This window comes from Oerskovia flava, assembly GCF_026163685.1.
GTDB lineage: Bacteria > Actinomycetota > Actinomycetes > Actinomycetales > Cellulomonadaceae > Oerskovia_A > Oerskovia_A flava.
In genome coordinates, this window is sequence record NZ_JAOXSR010000001.1 from 152,982 (window position 1) to 171,476 (window position 18,495).

The window sequence follows — 18,495 nt, forward strand, 5'->3', positions numbered from 1 at the left end:
CGGAACGTCGCGCCCGCGGGACGGCCGGGCGCTACGAGGAGGCTACGAGGTCCCTCCGACACGGGCGAACCGTCGTCCACAGCGATGTTCTCGATGCGTCCCTCAGGGTGCGCGACGACAGGGCGCGCGACAGCTAGGTGGTGCTCGCCCGAGCGACGAACACCCACTCGCGGCCGGGGCGGTCCGGTGCGTCGCGTACGTCCTCGACGGTGAAGCCGCAGGCGGCGAGCGAGTGCTCGACCTCCTCGCGGGAGCGGAACCGCAGCGTCGAGTCGGAGTGGAGCTCGCGTCCGTCGGGCAGGACGGTCGTGTCGTGGAACGACACGAGCGGGAGCGAGACGTCCGTGAGGTCGGTCCACGACGTGACGACGCCGGTCCCCGGGACGTCGACGCGCACGAACGTCTCGTCGCGCACCCAGCCCTCCCACGCCCGCCGCGCCGGCACCCGCGTCTCGAGGACGAGGTGGCCGCCCCGCGCGAGCGCCGCCCGCACGCCGCGCAGCGTGGCGTACCAGTCGTCGTCGGTGCAGAACACCTGCGCGACGTTCGCGGTCATGGTCGCGAGGTCGACCTGCAGCGGCGGGAGGCCGGTCGCGTCGCCGTGCAGCCAGCGCACCCGGTCCGCGCCGGGCTTGGTGCGCGCGACGTCGAGCGACGCGCCCGCCGGGTCGACGCCGACGACGTCGAGCCCCCGGCGCGCGAGCAGGCACGCGAAGGTACCGGTCCCGCAGCCGACGTCGAGCACGCTCCGCGCGCCCAGCTCGTCGACGATCGCGACGTACGCGTCGAGGTCGCTGCGGTCGGGGTCGAGCGGGTCGTAGAGCGCGGCGAGAGCCGGGTCGTCGAAGATCGCGTCAGGCATGGCCCGACGCTACGGACGCCCCCACGGAGGCGTCCACCGGATTGCGGTCAGGCGTGCAGCGCCTGCTCCACGTCCTCGATGACGTCGAGCGGGTCCTCGAGGCCCACCGACAGCCGGACGGTCGTCTCCGCGATCCCGACGGCGGCCCGCCCCTCCGGCCCGAGCTTGCGGTGCGTGGTGGTCGCGGGGTGCGTGACGAGCGACTTGGCGTCGCCGAGGTTGTTGGAGATGTCGACGACCTGCAGGGCGTCGAGGAAGGTGAACGCGCGCTTCTTCGCCGTCTCGGGGTCCGTGCCGGGGGCGACGTCGAGGTTGAACGTCACGACGGTCCCGCCGCCGGTCTGCTGCGACATCGCGAGCTCGCGCTGCGGGTGCGAGGCGAGGAACGGGTAGCGCACCGCCGTGATCCCGGGCAGCTCCTCGAGCGCGGCGGCGACCTGCGCGGCGGCGTCGTTCTGCGCGCGGACGCGCACGTGCAGCGTCTCGAGACCCTTGAGCAGCACCCACGCGTTGAACGCGGACAACGACGGACCGGTGTTGCGGATGAAGGTCTGCACCGGCCCGGTGACGTAGTCCTCGGTGCCGAGGATCGCGCCGCCGAGCACCCGCCCCTGCCCGTCGATGTGCTTGGTCGCCGAGTACACGACGACGTCGGCCCCCAGCTCGAGGGGCTTCTGCAGCAGGGGGGTCGCGAAGACGTTGTCGAGCACGACGACGGCGCCGGCCGCGTGCGCGAGGTCGCTCACCCGGCGCACGTCGACGATGTCCTGCATGGGGTTGGACGGCGTCTCGAAGAACACGACGTCCGCGGGCGTCGAGAGAGCCTCCTCCCACTGGGAGAGTACGTGCCCGTCGACGTAGTCGGTCCGCACGCCCCACTTGGCGAAGATCTCGTCGAAGATGACGATCGACGACCCGAACAGGGCGCGCGCCGCGACGATCCGCGACCCCGACCCGACGAGCGCCGCGAGCGACGTGAACACGGCCGACATGCCCGACGCCGTCGCGTAGCAGGCCTCGGCGCCCTCGAGCAGGCGCAGGCGCTCCTCGAAGGTGTGCACGGTCGGGTTGCCGTAGCGCGAGTAGACGAACCGGTCGAGGTCGCCGGCGAACGCGGCCTCGGCGTCGGCGGCGCGGTCGTAGGTGTAGCCCTGCGTGAGGAACAGCGCCTCGGAGGTCTCCTGGAACTCGGTGCGGTGGTGCCCGCCGCGCACGGCCAGCGTCGCCGGGCGCGCCGAGGCAGGCAGGGGCTTGCGCCCCGAGCCGCCCGCGACGCTCACGACTGCTTCCAGGGGAGGCCGGCGACCTTCCAGCCCTCGCGGTCGCGCGCACCGGTCGGACCGGGTGCCCCCTCGAAGCCCTCCAGCACGTTGTACGCGGGGCCGAGCCCGGCCGCCGTCGCGGCCCGGGCCGCGCCGATGGAGCGCTGCCCCGAACGGCACAGGAAGACGACGGGCCGCTCGTCACCCGGGGCGAGCCCGGCGGTGGTGAGCTCGTCGAGGAACCCGGGGTTCGGGCGCCCGTCCGCGGTGACCCACTGGCTGAAGACGGCCTCGCGGCCCAGGCCCGCGACGTCGGGCACGCCGATCACCTGCCACTCGCCCTCGGTGCGCACGTCGACGAGCACGGCGCGCTCGTCGGTCTCGAGCAGCGCCCAGGCGTCGGCGGGGGTGAGGTCTCCGGCGTAGCCGGCGGCGGGTCGTGCGGTGGGTGCGCTCATGCGTCCTCCATCGGTCGTGGCGGTAGCACCCTCGCCCGGTCCCGCGCTGGTGCGCGATCCCGGGGGGTTGCTGCGGCGTCATCGTGCCAGGTCACTCGGCCGCTCTGGATGGTTGGAGGGATCGTACGACACCTGGCCAGCATCCGAGACGACCTGCCCACCAGTTGACACGATTCTCGGGCTCACGCATCCTGGTTCGCAGGTCATGAGCGCCAGCGTCAAACCCCGGTTTGCTGGCCGGCAACCCTCCTCTCGCGGTGGGGTGCCCCGGGTGACGACCAGGCCCCTCGTCACGAGGCGTGGGGCAAGCGCGGGGAGCCCCTCCCCGACTCTCGCCGGAGGACTCTGCCGTGACCGTGACGACCGCCGCACCTGCTGACGCCGACCGCGCCGCGACGCCCGAGTGTTCGTTGCTGCCCGTCGTGGGCAGCGACACCCTCGTCCCCCTCGTCGACGGGCGCAGCGTCCCGTACGCGAACCTCGACGTCGCGGCGTCCGCCCCGGCGCTGCAGATCGTCGCCGACCGCGTCACCGAGGTGCTCCCGCTCTACGCGAGCGTCCACCGCGGCGCCGGGTACCTCTCGCAGGTCTCCACCGCGCTCTACGAGTCCGCGCGCCGCACCGTCGGCGACTTCGTCGGCGCCCGGGACGACGACGTCACGATCGTCACCCGCAACACCACCGACTCCCTCAACCTCCTCGCGGGCTGCGTCCCCGCCCGCCCCGACGGGCAGCCGGGCCGGGTGCTCGTCCTCGACGTCGAGCACCACGCGAACCTCCTGCCCTGGCAGCGCGACGGCGCCGCGACCGTCCTCGTCGGGGGCACCTCGGTCGCCGAGACCCTTGCCGGCCTGCGCGCCGAGCTCGCCCGCCTGCCGTACGCGCTCCTCGCCGTCACCGGCGCCTCGAACGTCACGGGGGAGTCCCTGCCGGTCGCGGACCTCGTCCGCATCGCGCACGACGCCGGAGCCCGGATCGCGCTCGACGGCGCCCAGCTCGTCCCGCACCGCGGGTTCTCCCTCGCGGCGACCGGCGTCGACTACGTCGCGTTCTCCGGCCACAAGACGTACGCACCCTTCGGCGCGGGCGCGCTCGTCGGGCGCCGTGACTGGCTCGACGCCGGCACCCCCCACCTCGCGGGCGGTGGCGCGGTGCGCAACGTCAGCGCGGGGGAGACCCGCTGGCAGGCGGCCCCCGCCCGCCACGAGGCCGGCTCGCCCAACGTCATCGGAGCGGTCGCGCTCGCCGCCGCGTGCGACGCGCTCGCCGCCCTCGACCCCGACGCGCTCGTCGCGCACGAGACCGCGCTGCGCACGCGCCTCGTCGACGGGCTCGACGCCATCGACGGCGTGCGCGTCGTGCGGGTCTGGGCCGACGCCGTCGACCCCGTCGGTGTGGTGACCTTCTCCGTCGTCGGGCACGACCCCGGCCTCGTCGCCGCCTACCTGTCCGCCGAGCACGGCATCGGGGTGCGCGACGGGCGCTTCTGCGCCCACCCGCTGCTGTCCCGCCTGGGATACGACGCGGGCGCGATCCGCGCGTCGGTCGGCGTCGGGACGACGGGCGACGAGGTCGAGCGGCTGCTCACCGCGCTGCAGGCCTACGTGACCGACGGCGCCACGTCCCGCTACGAGGTCGTCGACGGCTGCTGGGTGGTCGCCGACGACCCGCGACCCGTACCCGTCGGGTCCGGCCTCGCCGGGCTGTTCGCCACCGCCGCGGCAGGCTTCCTCACCGACGCCGTCGGCTGCGGCCCCGCGCCCCTCGACGAGTAGGCACTCCGCCCTCCCGGACCGGAGGACGACGGACGGCCCCGCAGGGTCTGCGGGGCCGTCCGTCGTGATGGTGCGCGGAGGCGTCAGTCCTTGAACGCGTCCTTCGCGTTCTCGCCGGCCTTCTTGAGGTCGGCCTTGGACTGGTCGGCCTTGCCCTCTGCTTCGAGCCGCTCGTTGTCGGACACCTTGCCGGTGCCCTCCTTGAGCTTGCCCTTGGCGTCTTCGGCAGCGTTCGAGATCTTGTCATCGAGTCCCATAGGGATCTCCTTTCGTCGTGATCGTTCGACGCTATGCGGGGTCTGCACCGCTCGCACGCGGAGCGCATCTCTCGTGGATCGACCACGCGACGACGTCGCCGACGCGCCCCCGTGCCCGCTCCCCGGGGAGTTGTCCACAGGCCTCTGCGGGGCGCACGTGCGTCTCGCTAGTGTCCGGACCTGGCGCAGGAGAGCCCGGCGCCGACACGGAAGGACACCCCGATGACGACGAGCCCGACGCGCCTGATCCCCTACCCCCGCCCGCCGGAGTCGATGGAGCGCGCGGTGAGGTGGATGGGGATCGTGGGTGTCGCGGGAGTGCTCGTGTGCCTTGCTCCGGCCCTGCTCGCGGCCGCCCTCACCGCGGACCTCGCGGCAGCCGCACCCTGGCTGCTCGTCGTGCTCTGGGGCACGGTCGCCGTCGTCGTCGGGCTGAGCGTGGCGCTCGTCCGCCTGCGGGGACGCCTCCTCAACGGCGACGAGAAGGCGGCCAGGACGGCACGGATCCTGCTCTGGGTCCTCATCGCCCAGCAGGCCCTCAGCCTGCTCGGTGGTGCGGGCGGGGCGAGACTCACCACGGCCGTCGTGTTCTTCGGCCTGTACGGCTACACGCTGAACGCGCTCGGCGACCCCCATGTCCGGGACTACCCGCGTCGGGTGCGCGAGTACCACGAGGCGTTCGCCGCCCAGCGCGCGGCGAGCAGCGCCGGATGAGGTGCGCACGATCGTGATGGGATGGTGCGGTGCACCACGACCTGACGCTCCACGGCCCGGGCGTGCGGCTCGAGCCGCTCGACCACACCCGTGCCCCGGCGCTCGCCGCACTCGTCGACGACGAGCTGTGGGCGGGGATGTCATCCCCGACCCCGCGCGACGTGGACGCCCTGCGCACCTACGTCGACGCCGCGCTAGCGGCGCCAGGCCGGCTGGCGTTCACCGCCGTCGACGCGGTGAGCGGTGAGGTGCGCGGCAGCACGTCGTTCTACGACCACGAGCCGGGGCTGGGGCGGGTCGAGATCGGTCATACGTTCTTCGGCCGCCGCTGGTGGGGGACGACGAACAACCCGGCCTGCAAGCTCGCGATGCTCACGCACGCGTTCGAGACGTGGGGGCTGCAGCGGGTGGCGCTGCGGGCCGACGCCCGCAACACCCGCTCGACCGCCGCGATCCGCCGGCTGGGCGCCGTCCCGGAGGGGGTGCTGCGCAGCCACCGCCTCCGGCCCGACGGCACCCGTGGCGACACCGCCTACTTCTCGATCCTCGCCGACGAGTGGCCCGCTGTCCGGGCGTCCCTGGTCGCGCGGCTGTCCGTCGCGGATTCTCGTCGCTGAGGGTCGGTCGGACTCGCTACCCTTCGCCCAGCGCGTCGGACCCACCGGCGCACGAGCAGGAGGCGCCCGTGTCCCAGCCCCACCATCCTGAGCCGAGTCCTGAGCCGATCGCGGCGCCGGGCCCCGGCCCGACGCACGACCTGGGGTTCAGCGCGCCGTACGCCGTGCGCGACGACGCGCCGCCACCGGCCGGACCGTCACCCGCGGTCCACTTCCGTCAGCGACCCCTGCCGAACGTCCCTGCGTCCCTGCGCACCGCGCGGCGCCTGCTGATCACCATCGGCGTCGTCCTGGCGCTCTCGGTCGTGCTCATGGTGTTCGTCGCCGTCATGGTGGTCGTCAACCGGGGCGCCGACGCTGCGTGGATCCTGGCGGGCACCGTGTTCGTGGTCCTCGTCAACGGCGCCTTGAGCGCGGTGTTCTTCTGGCTGGCCGGCCCGGTAGGGCGAGGGCGTGTCTGGGCGTGCACGACCGCGACCTGGCTGATGGTGGGAGCGATCGTGTTCCTCGTCCTCGGCATCTTCTTGGAGGAGGGCAGCGGGATCCTGCTCGACCTCGTTCTCATCGTCCTCGCAGCCGTGACGCTGCGGACGTTGCGCAGCCAGGTCTCTACCTCCTACTACCGGGGGGTTGCCGAGCACACCGCCGGCCGTGCCCGGTCATGACCTCGGCGTGACCGCTCCCGTGAGGTGCAGAGTGCCGGAGCGCCCGCTCCAGGCCTGGTAGGTGAACCCGCCCCCGGGCCCGGACGGGCGGATCGCGACGTCGACCGTGCTCGGCAGCAGCACGGGCTTGGCGAAGCTCACGGTCCAGTCGTAGGTCTCGCCCCGTCCGGTACCGACCTCCGCCAGTGCGCGCGCCGCGGTGTACATGCCGTGCGCGATGGTGCGGGGGAACCCGAACGCCTTCGCGCCGAGCGCGGAGGTGTGGATCGGGTTGCGGTCGCCGGAGACGGCCGCGTACGCACGACCCGTCCCGGCGGGCAGGCTCCAGCGCGCGGTGGGCAGCGGCGGGACCCACTCGCCGCGCGCGTCCGGCTCCGTGCCCGGTGCGGAGGACGTGTCAGGCAGGTCGACGCCCTTCGCCAGGTACGTCGAGACCCCGCGGTACGCGAGCCCCTCCCCGGGCACCGTCACCTCGGTGACGAGATCCACCTGCGCCCCGCGCCGGTGCGGGCGCAGGTTCGTCGCGTGCGCCCGCACCTCGAGCTGGTCCCCGAGCCGCACGGGCCGCAGCACGGCGGCAGAGTTCTCCACGTGCACGAGCCCCAGCAGCGGCAGCGGGAAGTCGCCGCGCACCATCACGGCCGTCGCCAGAGGGAAGGCGAGCACGTGCAGGAACCCGGCCGGCACCCCCGCGGGGTTCCCGGCCGACGTCGTGCCCCCGGCCGGCTCCCCGACGACGCGCCGGTAGCGCTCGAGGTGCGCCGCGACGTCGGGCACGGACGTGTCGACGCCCGCGACCCGGTACGTCACGTCGGGCAGGACCAGGTCGCCTGCGCCCGAGGACACGGTGCGCCGCACGGCGATCCGGCCCGACGACGCCAGGCCCCGTGCGTAGAGCCCACCGAGCGCGGGGAGCGCGGGCAGGGTCTCGACGCGCGTCACCGGCCCACCAGGTTCTGACCGCAGACCCGCAGCACCTGACCGCTCACGCCGGCGGCCGCGGGCGAGGCGAGGAAGGCGATGGCCTCGGCGACGTCGACCGGCTGACCGCCCTGCTGCAGCGAGCTCGCCCGCCGCGCGACCTCGCGGGCCGCGAACGGGATGGAGGCCGTCATGTCGGTCTCGATGAAGCCCGGCGCGACCGCGTTGGCGGTGCCGCCGACCTCGCGCAGCAGCCGTGCGGTCGCGCGGGTGTGCCCGATCACGCCGGCCTTGGAGTACCCGTAGTTCGTCTGCCCGCGGTTGCCCGCGATGCCGCTCGTCGAGGCGAGCGAGACGATGCGGGGCGCGTCGGACAGGCCGTTCGCCCCGAGCAGGTAGTCGTTGATGCGCAGCTGGGCGAGCAGGTTCACGGCGATGACCGCGTCCCACTTGTCCGGGGACATGTTGGCGAGGAGCTTGTCGCGCAGGATCCCGGCGTTGTGGACCAGGACGTGCAGGCCGCCGTGGCGTGACCGCGCGTGCTCGAGGATGCGTGCGCCCGCATCCGGTGCGGTGACGTCGAGCTGGAGCGCGGTGCCCCGGATCTCGTTCGCGACCTTCGCGAGCGCCTCGCCGGCTGCGGGGACGTCGACCACGACGACGGTCGCGCCGTCGCGCGCGAGGGTCCGGGCGATCGACGCCCCGATGCCCCGCGCGCCACCCGTGACGACGGCGACGCGCCCGGCCAGCGGGCTGTCGTCGGTGGCCGCCGGCGCCTCGGCGGGCCCGACCTCGAGCAGCTGACCGTCGACGAACGCCGACCGGCCCGAGAGGAAGAAGCGCAGCGCGGCGAGCGCCGACGGGCTGTCGGGGGCGGCGCCGTCGGTGAGCTGGACGCCGTTGCCGGTGGCCCCGGCCCGGAGCTCCTTGGCGACCGAGCGCAGGAACCCGTCCACGCCCTCGCGGGCGGCGGCGAGCGTGGGGGAGTCGTCGTCGCCCGCTGCGCGGGAGACCGTGACGACGCGACCGCCGGGCAGGAGCCGGCGCAGCGCTCCGCCGAGGTCCATGACGGGCCCGGAGAGGTCGGCGGGGCTGGTGATCTCGGTGAGGACGACGACGATCGCGCCCCAGCGCGTGTCGGCGTCGGCGTTCTGCCGCACGTCGAGGTCCCAGCCCAGCAGCGCGTGCGCGACGTCGTCGGCGGCGTCGGGGACGCCGGGCTTCCCGCCGAGGACGAGCACGGGGCCCGGGACGAGGGGGTCGCCGGCGCGGTAGCGGCGCAGGTGCGCGGGGCGAGGAAGCCCGAGCTTCTTCGCGACGGTCTTGGTCACGCCGGAGTTGACGGCGGTGAGGTAACGATCAGCCATGGTGCGATCCCTTCCGGTGCTCAGGCGCTCTCGATGACGGCGGCGACGCCCAGCCCGCCCGCGGCGCAGACCGAGACGAGGGCGCGTGCCGGGCGGCCGGTCTCGGCCGCGCGCTGCGCGACGAGCTTCGCCGCGGTGGCGACGATGCGTCCGCCGGTCGCGGCGAACGGGTGGCCCGCGGCGAGCGAGGAGCCGTTGACGTTGAGGCGCGAGCGGTCGATCGCGCCGAGCGCACCGTCGAGGCCGAGCTCGGTGCGGCAGTACTCGTCGTCCTCCCACGCCGCCAGAGTGGTGAGGACGGTCGAGGCGAACGCCTCGTGGATCTCGTAGAAGTCGAAGTCGCCGAGCTCCAGGCCCTGCCGGGCGAGGAGCCGCGGCACGGCGTGCGCGGGAGCCATGAGCAGCCCTTCATGGCCGTGGACGTAGTCGACCGCCGCGGTCTCGGCGTCGACGACGCGGGCCAGGACGGGCAGGTCCTTCGCCTCGGCCCACGCGCGGGACCCGAGGAGCACGACGGACGCGCCGTCGGTGAGCGGGGTGGAGTTACCCGCCGTCATGGTCGGCTCGGCGCCGCCGGCGGAGGCGGCGAGCCGCTTGCCGAAGACCGGGGGGAGCGTCGCGAGCTTCTCGGCCGAGGAGTCCGCGCGCATGTTCTGGTCCTGGGTCAGCCCGCGGAAGGGCGTCACCAGGTCGTCGAAGAAGCCGCCTGCCCAGGCCGCCGCGAGGTGGTGGTGGCTCGCGAGGGCGATCTCGTCCTGCGCCTCGCGGCTGATGCCCCAGGTCGCGGTCGTGATGGCCTGGTGCTCGCCCATGGACAGGCCCGTGCGGGGCTCGTCGGTGCGGGGCGTCAGGGGGGCGAGGTCGCCGGGGCGGATCGACGCGAACGCCTTGAGACGCCCGCCGAGGCTCTTCGCGTGGCTCGCTGCGAGCAGGGCCCGCCGCAGCCCCTCGCCGACGGCGATCGGGGCGTCGGAGACGGTGTCGGAGCCGCCGGCGACGCCCGACTCGATCTGTCCGAGGCGGATCTTGTTCGAGACCGTCACGACGGCCTCGAGGCCGGTGGCGCACGCCTGCTGGAGGTCGTACGCGGGGGTCTGCGGTGACAGCGACGAGCCCAGCACGGACTCGCGCACGAGGTTGAAGTCGCGCGAGTGCTTGAGGACAGCACCGCCGACGACCTCGCCGAGACGTTCGCCCTGCAGCCCGTACCGGGCGACGAGGCCCTCGAGCGCGGCGGTGAACATGTCCTGGTTGCTCGCGGTGGCGTACTTCCCGCCGGCGCGTGCGAACGGGATGCGGTTGCCGCCGATGATGACGGCGTCGGTGCCGGGCGTCGTGCTCGTGCTCCGGCCGGGGGACGGCTTGTTGGTGGCCACTTCGCCTGCTCTCTGCTCGCTCCGTCGTCGAGGTCCCGTCGGATGAGCCGCGCGACCTCGGTGTCCAAGACCCACAGTACCTGATACTCTCAGTATCGTGAGACGGATCACACGGTCTCACGGCGCGCGCCGGCACGGCGCCCGCACGACACCGACGTCGGGCACAACGGAGGACAGCGTGAGCAGCCCATCGAGCACCACACCGGGCAGAGCGGCGGCCGTCGTCGACGGGCGCTCCACCCGCTGGGACGACCACCGGGCCGCACGGCGCGCCGAGCTCGTCCGCGCCGCGAGCAAGGCCGTGCACCGCGGTGGACCCGGTGTCTCCATGGACGAGATCGCGGCCGCGTCGGGGACCTCGAAGTCGATCATCTACCGCTACTTCGACGACAAGACGGGGCTCCAGGTCGCCGTCGGCTCCGCCGTCGTCGGGCGGATGCACGCCGCGCTGACGCAGGCGGCGGAGGCGGCCGAGACGCCCAAGCGCGCCCTGCACGCCATGGTCGGCGTGTATCTCGAGATGATCGAGAGCTCCCCGAACGTCTACTACTTCGTCACCCGCACCGGCTCCATCGCGGGCACCGACCACGCGACGGGCGCCCCCGTCGCCGACGCTCCCCTCGCCGCCTTCCTCGACTCCGTCACCCAGCTCGTCGCCGAGCCCTTCGCCCGTGCGACGGACGTGGCGCCCGCCGACGCCGCCGCGTGGGCGGCCGGTGCCGTGGGGTTCGTGCGCGGCGCCGGGGAGTGGTGGCTGGGCCACCGCGGCCGGCCGGACGCGCCCGACCGCGAGCAGCTCACCGACCGCGTGGGCAACTGGCTGTGGGCCGGCCCCGTCGGCGTCCTCGGTGAGAACCGTCCCACCTCCCGCCCCGATCCCGACCCCACGACCGTGACAGAGGAGTCCCGATGACCACCACCTCGGACCGGCCCGCCGGACCTGGCGAGCACACCCCCGCTCGCACCCCGCTGCCCGCCCCGACCGACGAGACCGCGACGGTCGACGTCGACGCCCTCTCCCAGCACCTGCTGGGTCGTTGGGCCGACCTGCGCGCCGCCGCGCGTGCCACCGCGGGCGAGCCGGAGTTCTGGCGCATCGAGGGCCAGTCGGTGGCCGAGCACCGCGCGCGGGTGCTCGACCAGGTCAAGGCTCTCGTCCCGCGCAAGCAGGTCTGGCGCGCGTTCCCCGAGCGCCTCGGCGGCGCCGACGACCCGGGCGGCAACCTCGCGGGCTTCGAGGAGCTCGTGGCCGCCGACCCGTCGTTGCAGATCAAGGCAGGCGTCCAGTGGGGCCTGTTCGCCTCGGCGATCCTGCACCTGGGCAACCCCGACCAGCAGGACCGGCTGCTCCCGGGCGCGATGGACGTCTCGGTGCCCGGCGCCTTCGCGATGACGGAGACCGGGCACGGCTCCGACGTCGCGAGCATCGCCACGACCGCGACGTACGACCCCGACACCGAGGAGTTCGTCCTCCACACCCCGTTCCGCGGAGCGTGGAAGGACTACCTCGGCAACGCAGCCGTGCACGCCACGGCGGCGGTCGTGTTCGCCCAGCTCGTCACCCGTGGTGTGAACCACGGTGTGCACGCGTTCTACGTCCCGATCCGGGACGCCGACGGCACGCCGACCGACACCGGTGCGTTCCCGTTCCTGCCGGGCATCGGCGGCGAGGACGACGGGCAGAAGGGCGGCCTCAACGGCGTCGACAACGGCCGGCTGCACTTCGACCAGGTCCGCGTCCCGCGGGCCGACCTGCTCGCCCGCTACGGCGCGGTCGCCCCCGACGGCACGTACTCGTCGCCCATCGACAGCCCGGGGCGCCGGTTCTTCACCATGCTCGGCTCCCTCGTGCAGGGCCGCGTCTCGCTCGACGGCGCGGCCGTCACGGCGTCGAAGCTCGGCCTGGCGATCGCCGTGCGCTACGGCAACGAGCGCCGCCAGTTCACCGGGGCGTCGTCGACGGAGGAGGTGACGATCCTCGACTACGGGACGCACCAGCACCGGCTCGTCCCGCGCATCGCGGAGGCGTACGCGTCGCACTTCGCGCACGACCGCCTGCTCGACCTGTTCCACTCGGTGTTCTCCGGCGAGGAGGACACGCCCGAGCAGCGCGAGGACCTCGAGACGACGGCCGCCGCGCTGAAGGCGACGAGCACCCGCTTCGCGCTCGACACGCTGCAGGAGACGCGCGAGGCGTGCGGCGGCGCGGGGTTCCTCACCGAGAACCGCATCACGAGCCTGCACGCCGACATGGACGTCTACGCGACCTTCGAGGGCGACAACACGGTCCTGCTGCAGCTCGTGGCGAAGCGGCTGCTCACCGACTACGGCAAGTCGTTCAAGGGCATCACCCCGGGCCAGATGGCCCGGGTCGTCGTCGAGCGGGCCACCGACGCCGCGCTGCACCGCACCCCGCTCAAGCGTGCGGCGCAGGCGATCTCCGACGCCGGCGACCCTCGCCGTGCCGCCGGACAGCTGCGTGACGCCGACACGCAGCGCGCCCTGCTCACGGACCGCGTCGAGACCATGGTCGAGGAGGTCGCGCTCGCGCTGCGCCCCGCGCAGAAGGCCGACCCCGAGACCGCGGCGCACCTGTTCAACACCCACCAGGTCGAGCTCATCGAGACCGCGAAGGCCCACGCCGACCTGCTGCGCTGGGAGGCCTTCACCAAGGCCCTCGAGCTCGTCGAGGACGCCGGCACCCGGCAGGTCCTCACGTGGGTGCGTGACCTCTTCGGCCTCAGCCTCCTCGAGCGCAACCTCGCGTGGTACCTCGTCAACGGTCGGATGTCCGCGCAGCGGGCGCGGACCGTCACGAGCTACCACCAGCGCGTGGTGGCGCGCCTGCGCCCCCACGCGCAGGACCTCGTCGACGCCTGGGGCTACGGTCCCGAGCACCTGCGGGCGAAGATCGCGACGGGTGCCGAGAAGGAGCGCCAGGACGAAGCCCGCGCCCACTACCGCGCCCTGCGCGCGAGCGGGGACGAGCCGGTGAGCGAGAAGTCGCTGCGCGCGAAGATGGGTTCGCGCCTGACGCCCACGCCGTCCGAGGACGCCTCGGCCTGAGCCACCTCGGCGCCGAAGCGGAGCGGTACCGCTGCCGAGGAACCCGGAGCCCGCCACCGGGTGCGACGTCCACCAGCCGTCGCCCCCGGGGGCGGGCGCTGCCGTGCGCCCGCCCCAGCCCGCCGCAGGTCGGCGCCGTCCACCCGTGGACGCGGGGGATACGATGGGTGACGAGTCAGCACAGATAGGGCCTGGACTTGGGCCCTCCTCTCCGTGAGGCACCCCGCAGCATCGCCATCCCGCACCCGCGCGCCCTGCGCGCCGCGGAGCACCGCCGTGCGACCCCGGAGGCCCCGTGCCGACTTCTCCCGCGTCCCCACTTGTCACCACCCTTCCCGTCCCGACCGTCCCCGCGCGGTCCTCGGCCGTCGCGGCGGTCCTCGCCCGGCTGCGCGACGTCGTCGACGCAGGTGGTGACACCGCCGAGCACCTGGACCGTGCGGACGCGACCGCGCTGCTGGCCGCGGACGAGGTCGAGCTCGACGGGCTCCTCGACCTGGCCTCGCGCGTCCGGGACGCCGGGCTGGTCGAGCGCGGGACGCCCGGGGTCGTCACGTACTCGAAGAAGGTCTTCATCCCGGTCACGACGCTGTGCCGCGACCGCTGCCACTACTGCATCTTCGTCGACACCCCCGGCAAGCTCGCGACGGCCGGCAGGCCGGTGTTCATGACCATCGAGCAGATCGTCGACGTCGCGCGCGAGGGTGCGGCGCTCGGCTGCAAGGAGGCGCTGTTCACGCTCGGGGACCGCCCCGAGGACCGCTGGCCGGTGGCCCGCGAGTGGCTCGACGCCCACGGGTACGCCTCGACGCTCGACTACGTGCGGGCCGCCGCGCAGGCCGTGCTCGAGGAGACGGGTCTGCTGCCGCACCTCAACCCTGGTGTCATGAGCTGGGCGGAGATCCAGCGCCTGCGGCCCTACGCGCCGTCGATGGGCATGATGCTCGAGACGACGTCGCGCGCCCTGTGGGCCGAGAAGGGCGGCGCGCACCACGGCTCGCCCGACAAGGACCCGGCCGTGCGGCTGCGGGTCCTGGAGGACGCCGGCCGCTCCCGGGTGCCGTTCAGCACCGGGCTGCTCCTCGGGATCGGGGAGACGCTCGCCGACCGTGCCGACACGCTGTTCGCGATCCGTGAGGCCCACGACCGGTACGGGAACGTCCAGGAGACGATCGTGCAGAACTTCCGTGCGAAGCCGCGGACCGCGATGCAGGACGAGCTCGACCTCGGCACACGCGAGTACGTCGCCGCCGTCGCCACCGCCCGCCTGGTGCTCGGCCGCACCGCGCACGTGCAGGCGCCCCCGAACCTCACGGACCCGGACGAGCTCCACCTCCTCGTGCGGGCCGGCATCGACGACTGGGGCGGCGTCAGCCCGCTCACCCCGGACCACGTCAACCCCGAGCGCCCCTGGCCGCACCTCGACGACCTCGACCGCCTCACGCGACGCACCGGCTACACGCTGCGCGAGCGGCTCACCGCCCACCGCGAGTACGTCCTCGCCGACCGGCAGGCGCCCGGCGAGTGGATCGACGAGCGGGTGCGCCCGTACGTCGACGCGCTCGCGGCCCCCGACGGCCTGGGCGAGCCCGACGCCGCGCACCGGCCCGCGCCGTGGGGCACCGGCCACGGCGGCACCTCGGGACGTGCTGTGGGAGGTCTCGCGGGAGGGACGGCGTCGGGCGCGGGCGCCACGTCCGACCCCGCCGTGCGCTCCGCGCTCCGCCGCGCCGAGGCCGACCCGGCCGGGCTGCGCGACGACGAGTACGTCGCCCTCCTCGGGGCGCGCGACGCCGACCTCACCGAGCTCGCCGCGCTGGCCGACGCCCTGCGGCGCGACGCCGTGGGCGACGTCCTGACCTACGTGGTGAACCGGAACCTCGACGGGACCCTCCTCACGGCGGAGCCCGCGCCGACCGACGGCCGGCTCGGCCCGGGGGAGGTGGCGCGGTTCGTCGCCGAGACGGCCGACCTGGGCGCCCGCGAGATCTGCGTGCAGGGGCCGCCGGCGCCGGGGGAGCCCGGGTCGGTGTACCTCGACGTGGTCGACGCCGTGCACGGCGCTCCGGTCCCCGTGCACCTGCATGCCTTCCGTCCCGCCGAGCTGCTCGACGCCGTCGCGCGCCTCGACCTCCCGCTGGACGACCTGCTCGCCGAGCTGCGGCATCGGGGTCTCGGCAGCGTCCCGGGGACCGCCGCGCGGATCCTCGACGACGACGTGCGGGCCGTCCTCTCGGGTGGGACGGACGTGCCGGCCGCGACGTGGGTCGACGTCATCACCCGCGCCCACCGGGCGGGCCTGCGCTCGACCGCGACCATGGTCTACGGCCACGTGGAGACCCCGGCGCAGGTCGTCGCGCACCTGCGCACGCTCGCCCGCGTCCAGGACGCCACCGGCGGGTTCACCGAGCTCATCGCGATGCCGTTCGTGCCCGTCGAGTCGCCCGTCGACCTGCGGGGCGTCGCGCGCCCCGGGCCGAGCCTGCGGGAGAGCCGGGCCGTGCACGCCGTCGCCCGGATCCTGCTGCACGGTCGGGTGGACCACGTGCAGGCGGCCTGGACCAAGCTGGGTCTCGACGGGGCGCGGCTCGTCCTCGCCGGCGGCGCCGACGACCTGGGCGGGCTGCTGCTCGACGGCGGGTCGCTCGCCGGGTCCGGCGCGGAGACCGGGCGCTCGCTCACGGTGGACGACGTCGCCGCGACGGCCGGCGAGCTCGGCCGCACGCTGCGCCGGCGCACGACCCTCTACGAGGACGCGTGACGCCGCACCCCGCTCCGGGCGCCCTCGACGGGACGGACGTCGACGTCGCCGTGGTCGGCGCGGGGTTCGCCGGCCTGGGCACCGCGATCCGGCTCCAGCGCGAGGGCGCGGCGTCGTACGTCGTCCTCGAGCGCGGGGACGACGTGGGCGGGACGTGGCGCGACAACACCTACCCCGGGGTCGCGTGCGACATCCCCTCGCACCTGTACTCGTACTCGTTCCGGCCGCCCTCGCGCTGGTCGCGCCGGTTCGCCCCCGGCGCGGAGATCCTCGAGTACCTGCGCACGAGCGCCCGGGAGGAGGACGTGCTCGCGCACGTGCACCTGCGCACCGACGTCCTCGACGCGCGCTGGGACGAGAGCACCGAGCGTTGGCAGGTCAGCACGAGCCGCGGCACGTGCACGGCGCGCGCCCTCGTCCTGGCCGCCGGCCGGCTCCACGAGCCGCGCCTGCCCGACGTCGCCGGGTCGGCCTCGTTCGCCGGGCGCGCCTTCCACTCGGCCCGGTGGCCGACCGGGCTCCGGGCGGGCGACCTCGCGGGTGCGCGCGTCGGGATCGTGGGCACGGGAGCGTCGGCCGCCCAGATCCTGCCCGAGGTGGCGGCTGTCGCCCGGGAGGTCGTCGTCGTGCAGCGCAGCGCGCCCTGGGTGCTGCCGCGCGAGGACCGGCCGGTCGACGAGGCCGAGGCCGCGGCGCTCGCCGACGACCCCGCGGCGTACGAGCGGGTGCGCGCCGAGCTGTTCGCCGCCGCCGAGGAGGGGCACCAGGCCCGCACGGGTGACCCGGCCGCCGTGGCGGGCGTGCGGTCCGCCGCGCTCGACCACCTGCGGTCCCAGGTGCCCGACCCGGCGCTGCGCCGCGCCCTCGTGCCGGACTACGAGATCGGGTGCAAGCGCATCGTGTTCTCCGACGACTACTACCCGGCGCTCGCGCGGCCGAACGTCCGGCTGGAGACGCGGCCGCTGCGCGCGGTGGTCCCCGACGGGATCGTCGTCGGCGACGACGATCCCACGGCGACGGAGGCGACCCAGCTGGCGACCCACGGGCTCGACGTCATCGTCTGGGCGACCGGGTTCCGCTCGACCCGCCCGCCGTACGCGCGGGGAGTCCACGGGCGCGGTGGCCTACGGCTCGACGAGGCGTGGTCGGACGGCATGCGCTCGTTCGCGTCGACCGTGGTGCACGGCTTCCCCAACCTCTTCGTCCTCAACGGCCCGCACGCGACGCTCGGGCACAACTCCGCGATCGTCATGATCGAGGCGCAGGTCGACTACGTCCTCGGTGCGCTCGCGCACCTGCGCGCGCACGGCGGCACGCTCGACGTGCCCCTGGAGGCGCAGGAGGCCTACACCCAGGAGATGGACTCCCGGCTCGCGTCGATGGTGTGGGCCACCGGCGGCTGCACGAGCTGGTACCGGGACGAGGAGACCGGGCGGGTGACGCTCGTGTGGCCCGGCACCGGGACGCAGTTCCGGGAGCGCAACGCGCGGTTCGACCCCGCCGTGTTTCAGGCCGGGTTGCAGCGTGCCGCGAGCACCGCGACCAGCCCGACGTCGGGCCGCCAGGGCTCGAGGTTCCACGTCGCCTTGTCGGGTGCGCCGAGGGCGTGACAGCGCAGCTGGTCGGCCATCGTCGAGGAGTCGGCCTCCGGCTCGAGCGCGACCAGCCGGGACCAGATCGCGTCGATCCCGGCGTCCCCGGCCCCGCGCGCCCAGGACGTGGGGTCGACGGCGAGCGACCGGCCGCCCTCGCCCTCCGCCTGACCGTCGCGCCACTCGGCGCTCACCACGGCGTCCGTCCCGAGCCGAGTGCGCAGCGTCGTGCTCTCGTCCCACGGCACGAGGTCCACGCCGGCGTCGCCGGTCGCCTCGACGGTCCCGCCCGAGAGGGGCGCGAGCCCGCCGACCACCGCCTCGTCGAGCGTCTCGTCGAGCAGCGTGACGGACCGGTCCGGGTGGACCTGCACGGTGGCGCCGGCGGGGGAGCCGACCTCGACGGCGACGGGTGCGGAGTCGGGCACCGCGAGCTCGAGGACGACCGACCCGTCGTCCTGCACGTCCGTGGACACCGACTCCTCCGGCAGCCGGATCACCAGCTCGACGTCGTCGAGCGTGACCGTCGTCCGCCCGGCCGACTCGGCCGGGTCCGTGCCCGTGCCGGTGGACGTGTCGTCGTCCGTCGGCGACCCCGCGCCCGAGGAGGCCGCGGGGCCGGGGTCCGCGCCGTCGTCGGGCAGCAAGCCGCAGCCGCCCAACAGGGCGAGCGCGCAGGCGGCGAGCACCGGCGTCGCGAGGATCCGGCGGCGGGGGTCGAGAGGCACCCGCCCATCCTGCCCGATGCGGCTCAGGCCCCGGTCGCTCCACCCGGAGCCGAACCCGGCACGACCGGACGGCC

16 protein-coding genes and 2 riboswitches are annotated in these 18,495 nt (G+C 74.6%); of the genes, 8 read left to right on the plus strand and 8 right to left on the minus strand.

All coding sequences use genetic code 11. From position 1 onward, the window contains the following. Nucleotides 1-133: 133 nt before the first annotated feature. The 3 genes from OHL10_RS00670 to OHL10_RS00680 are packed head-to-tail and all read right to left on the minus strand — an operon-like array spanning nucleotide 134 to nucleotide 2,582. Nucleotides 134-862, minus strand: coding sequence for a class I SAM-dependent methyltransferase (locus OHL10_RS00670; protein ID WP_265520224.1), 729 nt, complete (start codon nucleotides 860-862; stop codon nucleotides 134-136). Nucleotides 863-909: 47 nt separating this feature from the next. Beyond that, entirely contained in the window at nucleotides 910-2,142 is a 1,233-nt protein-coding gene (locus OHL10_RS00675) for an O-succinylhomoserine sulfhydrylase (RefSeq protein ID WP_265520225.1), read from the minus strand. Next, complete coding sequence (locus OHL10_RS00680; RefSeq protein ID WP_265520226.1) at nucleotides 2,139-2,582, minus strand: rhodanese-like domain-containing protein; 444 nt, start codon at nucleotides 2,580-2,582, stop codon at nucleotides 2,139-2,141. The genes OHL10_RS00675 and OHL10_RS00680 overlap by 4 nt, the downstream gene beginning before the upstream one ends. A gap of 4 nt (nucleotides 2,583-2,586) precedes the next feature. After that, a riboswitch (SAM riboswitch) is annotated at nucleotides 2,587-2,697 on the minus strand. Nucleotides 2,698-2,783: 86 nt separating this feature from the next. Then, nucleotides 2,784-2,899, plus strand: a riboswitch (SAM riboswitch). Between the two features lie 33 nt (nucleotides 2,900-2,932). Between OHL10_RS00680 and OHL10_RS00685 the strand changes: the two genes are divergently transcribed. Then, the gene (locus OHL10_RS00685) at nucleotides 2,933-4,357 is read left to right on the plus strand and encodes an aminotransferase class V-fold PLP-dependent enzyme (protein WP_425498901.1); all 1,425 of its coding nucleotides are present in this window, start codon (nucleotides 2,933-2,935) and stop codon (nucleotides 4,355-4,357) included. A gap of 83 nt (nucleotides 4,358-4,440) precedes the next feature. Here the strand turns inward: OHL10_RS00685 and OHL10_RS00690 are convergent, their stop codons facing one another. Further along, complete coding sequence (locus OHL10_RS00690; RefSeq protein ID WP_265520227.1) at nucleotides 4,441-4,614, minus strand: CsbD family protein; 174 nt, start codon at nucleotides 4,612-4,614, stop codon at nucleotides 4,441-4,443. Nucleotides 4,615-4,836: 222 nt separating this feature from the next. Between OHL10_RS00690 and OHL10_RS00695 the strand changes: the two genes are divergently transcribed. The 3 genes from OHL10_RS00695 to OHL10_RS00705 all read left to right on the plus strand — a co-directional run bounded on the left by OHL10_RS00695 (nucleotide 4,837) and on the right by OHL10_RS00705 (nucleotide 6,610). Further along, nucleotides 4,837-5,328: a hypothetical protein gene (locus OHL10_RS00695; RefSeq protein ID WP_265520228.1), complete on the plus strand. Its 492-nt coding sequence runs from the start codon at nucleotides 4,837-4,839 to the stop codon at nucleotides 5,326-5,328. 29 nt (nucleotides 5,329-5,357) lie between these two features. Further along, complete coding sequence (locus tag OHL10_RS00700; protein ID WP_265520229.1) at nucleotides 5,358-5,945, plus strand: GNAT family N-acetyltransferase; 588 nt, start codon at nucleotides 5,358-5,360, stop codon at nucleotides 5,943-5,945. A 68-nt stretch (nucleotides 5,946-6,013) separates the two neighbouring features. Then, nucleotides 6,014-6,610: a hypothetical protein gene (locus tag OHL10_RS00705; protein ID WP_265520230.1), complete on the plus strand. Its 597-nt coding sequence runs from the start codon at nucleotides 6,014-6,016 to the stop codon at nucleotides 6,608-6,610. Here OHL10_RS00705 and OHL10_RS00710 read toward each other — a convergent pair. The 3 genes from OHL10_RS00710 to OHL10_RS00720 are packed head-to-tail and all read right to left on the minus strand — an operon-like array spanning nucleotide 6,605 to nucleotide 10,274. Beyond that, complete coding sequence (locus tag OHL10_RS00710; RefSeq protein WP_265520231.1) at nucleotides 6,605-7,552, minus strand: MaoC/PaaZ C-terminal domain-containing protein; 948 nt, start codon at nucleotides 7,550-7,552, stop codon at nucleotides 6,605-6,607. The genes OHL10_RS00705 and OHL10_RS00710 overlap by 6 nt on opposite strands. Further along, nucleotides 7,549-8,898, minus strand: a complete 1,350-nt coding sequence (locus OHL10_RS00715) for a 3-oxoacyl-ACP reductase (RefSeq protein ID WP_265520232.1) — start codon at nucleotides 8,896-8,898, stop codon at nucleotides 7,549-7,551. The genes OHL10_RS00710 and OHL10_RS00715 overlap by 4 nt, the downstream gene beginning before the upstream one ends. A gap of 20 nt (nucleotides 8,899-8,918) precedes the next feature. Beyond that, the gene (locus OHL10_RS00720; protein WP_265520233.1) at nucleotides 8,919-10,274 is read right to left on the minus strand and encodes an acetyl-CoA C-acetyltransferase; all 1,356 of its coding nucleotides are present in this window, start codon (nucleotides 10,272-10,274) and stop codon (nucleotides 8,919-8,921) included. Nucleotides 10,275-10,452: 178 nt separating this feature from the next. On the opposite strand from OHL10_RS00720, the gene OHL10_RS00725 reads away from it, so the two are divergent. The 4 genes from OHL10_RS00725 (at nucleotide 10,453) to OHL10_RS00740 (ending at nucleotide 17,711) form a co-directional block, all read left to right on the plus strand. Then, complete coding sequence (locus OHL10_RS00725; RefSeq protein WP_265520234.1) at nucleotides 10,453-11,187, plus strand: TetR/AcrR family transcriptional regulator; 735 nt, start codon at nucleotides 10,453-10,455, stop codon at nucleotides 11,185-11,187. Continuing rightward, a complete protein-coding gene (locus tag OHL10_RS00730) occupies nucleotides 11,184-13,340 on the plus strand; it encodes an acyl-CoA dehydrogenase family protein (RefSeq protein WP_265520235.1) in 2,157 nt (718 codons plus the stop codon). The genes OHL10_RS00725 and OHL10_RS00730 overlap by 4 nt, the downstream gene beginning before the upstream one ends. A 295-nt stretch (nucleotides 13,341-13,635) precedes the next feature. Continuing rightward, complete coding sequence (gene cofG / locus OHL10_RS00735) at nucleotides 13,636-16,101, plus strand: 7,8-didemethyl-8-hydroxy-5-deazariboflavin synthase CofG (protein ID WP_265520236.1); 2,466 nt, start codon at nucleotides 13,636-13,638, stop codon at nucleotides 16,099-16,101. Continuing rightward, a complete protein-coding gene (locus tag OHL10_RS00740) occupies nucleotides 16,098-17,711 on the plus strand; it encodes a flavin-containing monooxygenase (protein WP_265520237.1) in 1,614 nt (537 codons plus the stop codon). The genes cofG and OHL10_RS00740 overlap by 4 nt, the downstream gene beginning before the upstream one ends. Here OHL10_RS00740 and OHL10_RS00745 read toward each other — a convergent pair. Next, nucleotides 17,609-18,421, minus strand: a complete 813-nt coding sequence (locus OHL10_RS00745; protein WP_265520238.1) for a DUF2599 domain-containing protein — start codon at nucleotides 18,419-18,421, stop codon at nucleotides 17,609-17,611. The genes OHL10_RS00740 and OHL10_RS00745 overlap by 103 nt on opposite strands. Nucleotides 18,422-18,495: the final 74 nt, after the last annotated feature.

Coding starts and splice junctions, on each gene's coding strand:
- OHL10_RS00680 (WP_265520226.1), bottom strand. CDS start 2,582: ATGAGCGCACCCACCGCACGACCCGCCGCCGGCTACGCCGGAGACCTC.
- OHL10_RS00695 (WP_265520228.1), top strand. CDS start 4,837: ATGACGACGAGCCCGACGCGCCTGATCCCCTACCCCCGCCCGCCGGAG.
- OHL10_RS00670 (WP_265520224.1), bottom strand. CDS start 862: ATGCCTGACGCGATCTTCGACGACCCGGCTCTCGCCGCGCTCTACGAC.
- OHL10_RS00730 (WP_265520235.1), top strand. CDS start 11,184: ATGACCACCACCTCGGACCGGCCCGCCGGACCTGGCGAGCACACCCCC.
- OHL10_RS00690 (WP_265520227.1), bottom strand. CDS start 4,614: ATGGGACTCGATGACAAGATCTCGAACGCTGCCGAAGACGCCAAGGGC.
- OHL10_RS00715 (WP_265520232.1), bottom strand. CDS start 8,898: ATGGCTGATCGTTACCTCACCGCCGTCAACTCCGGCGTGACCAAGACC.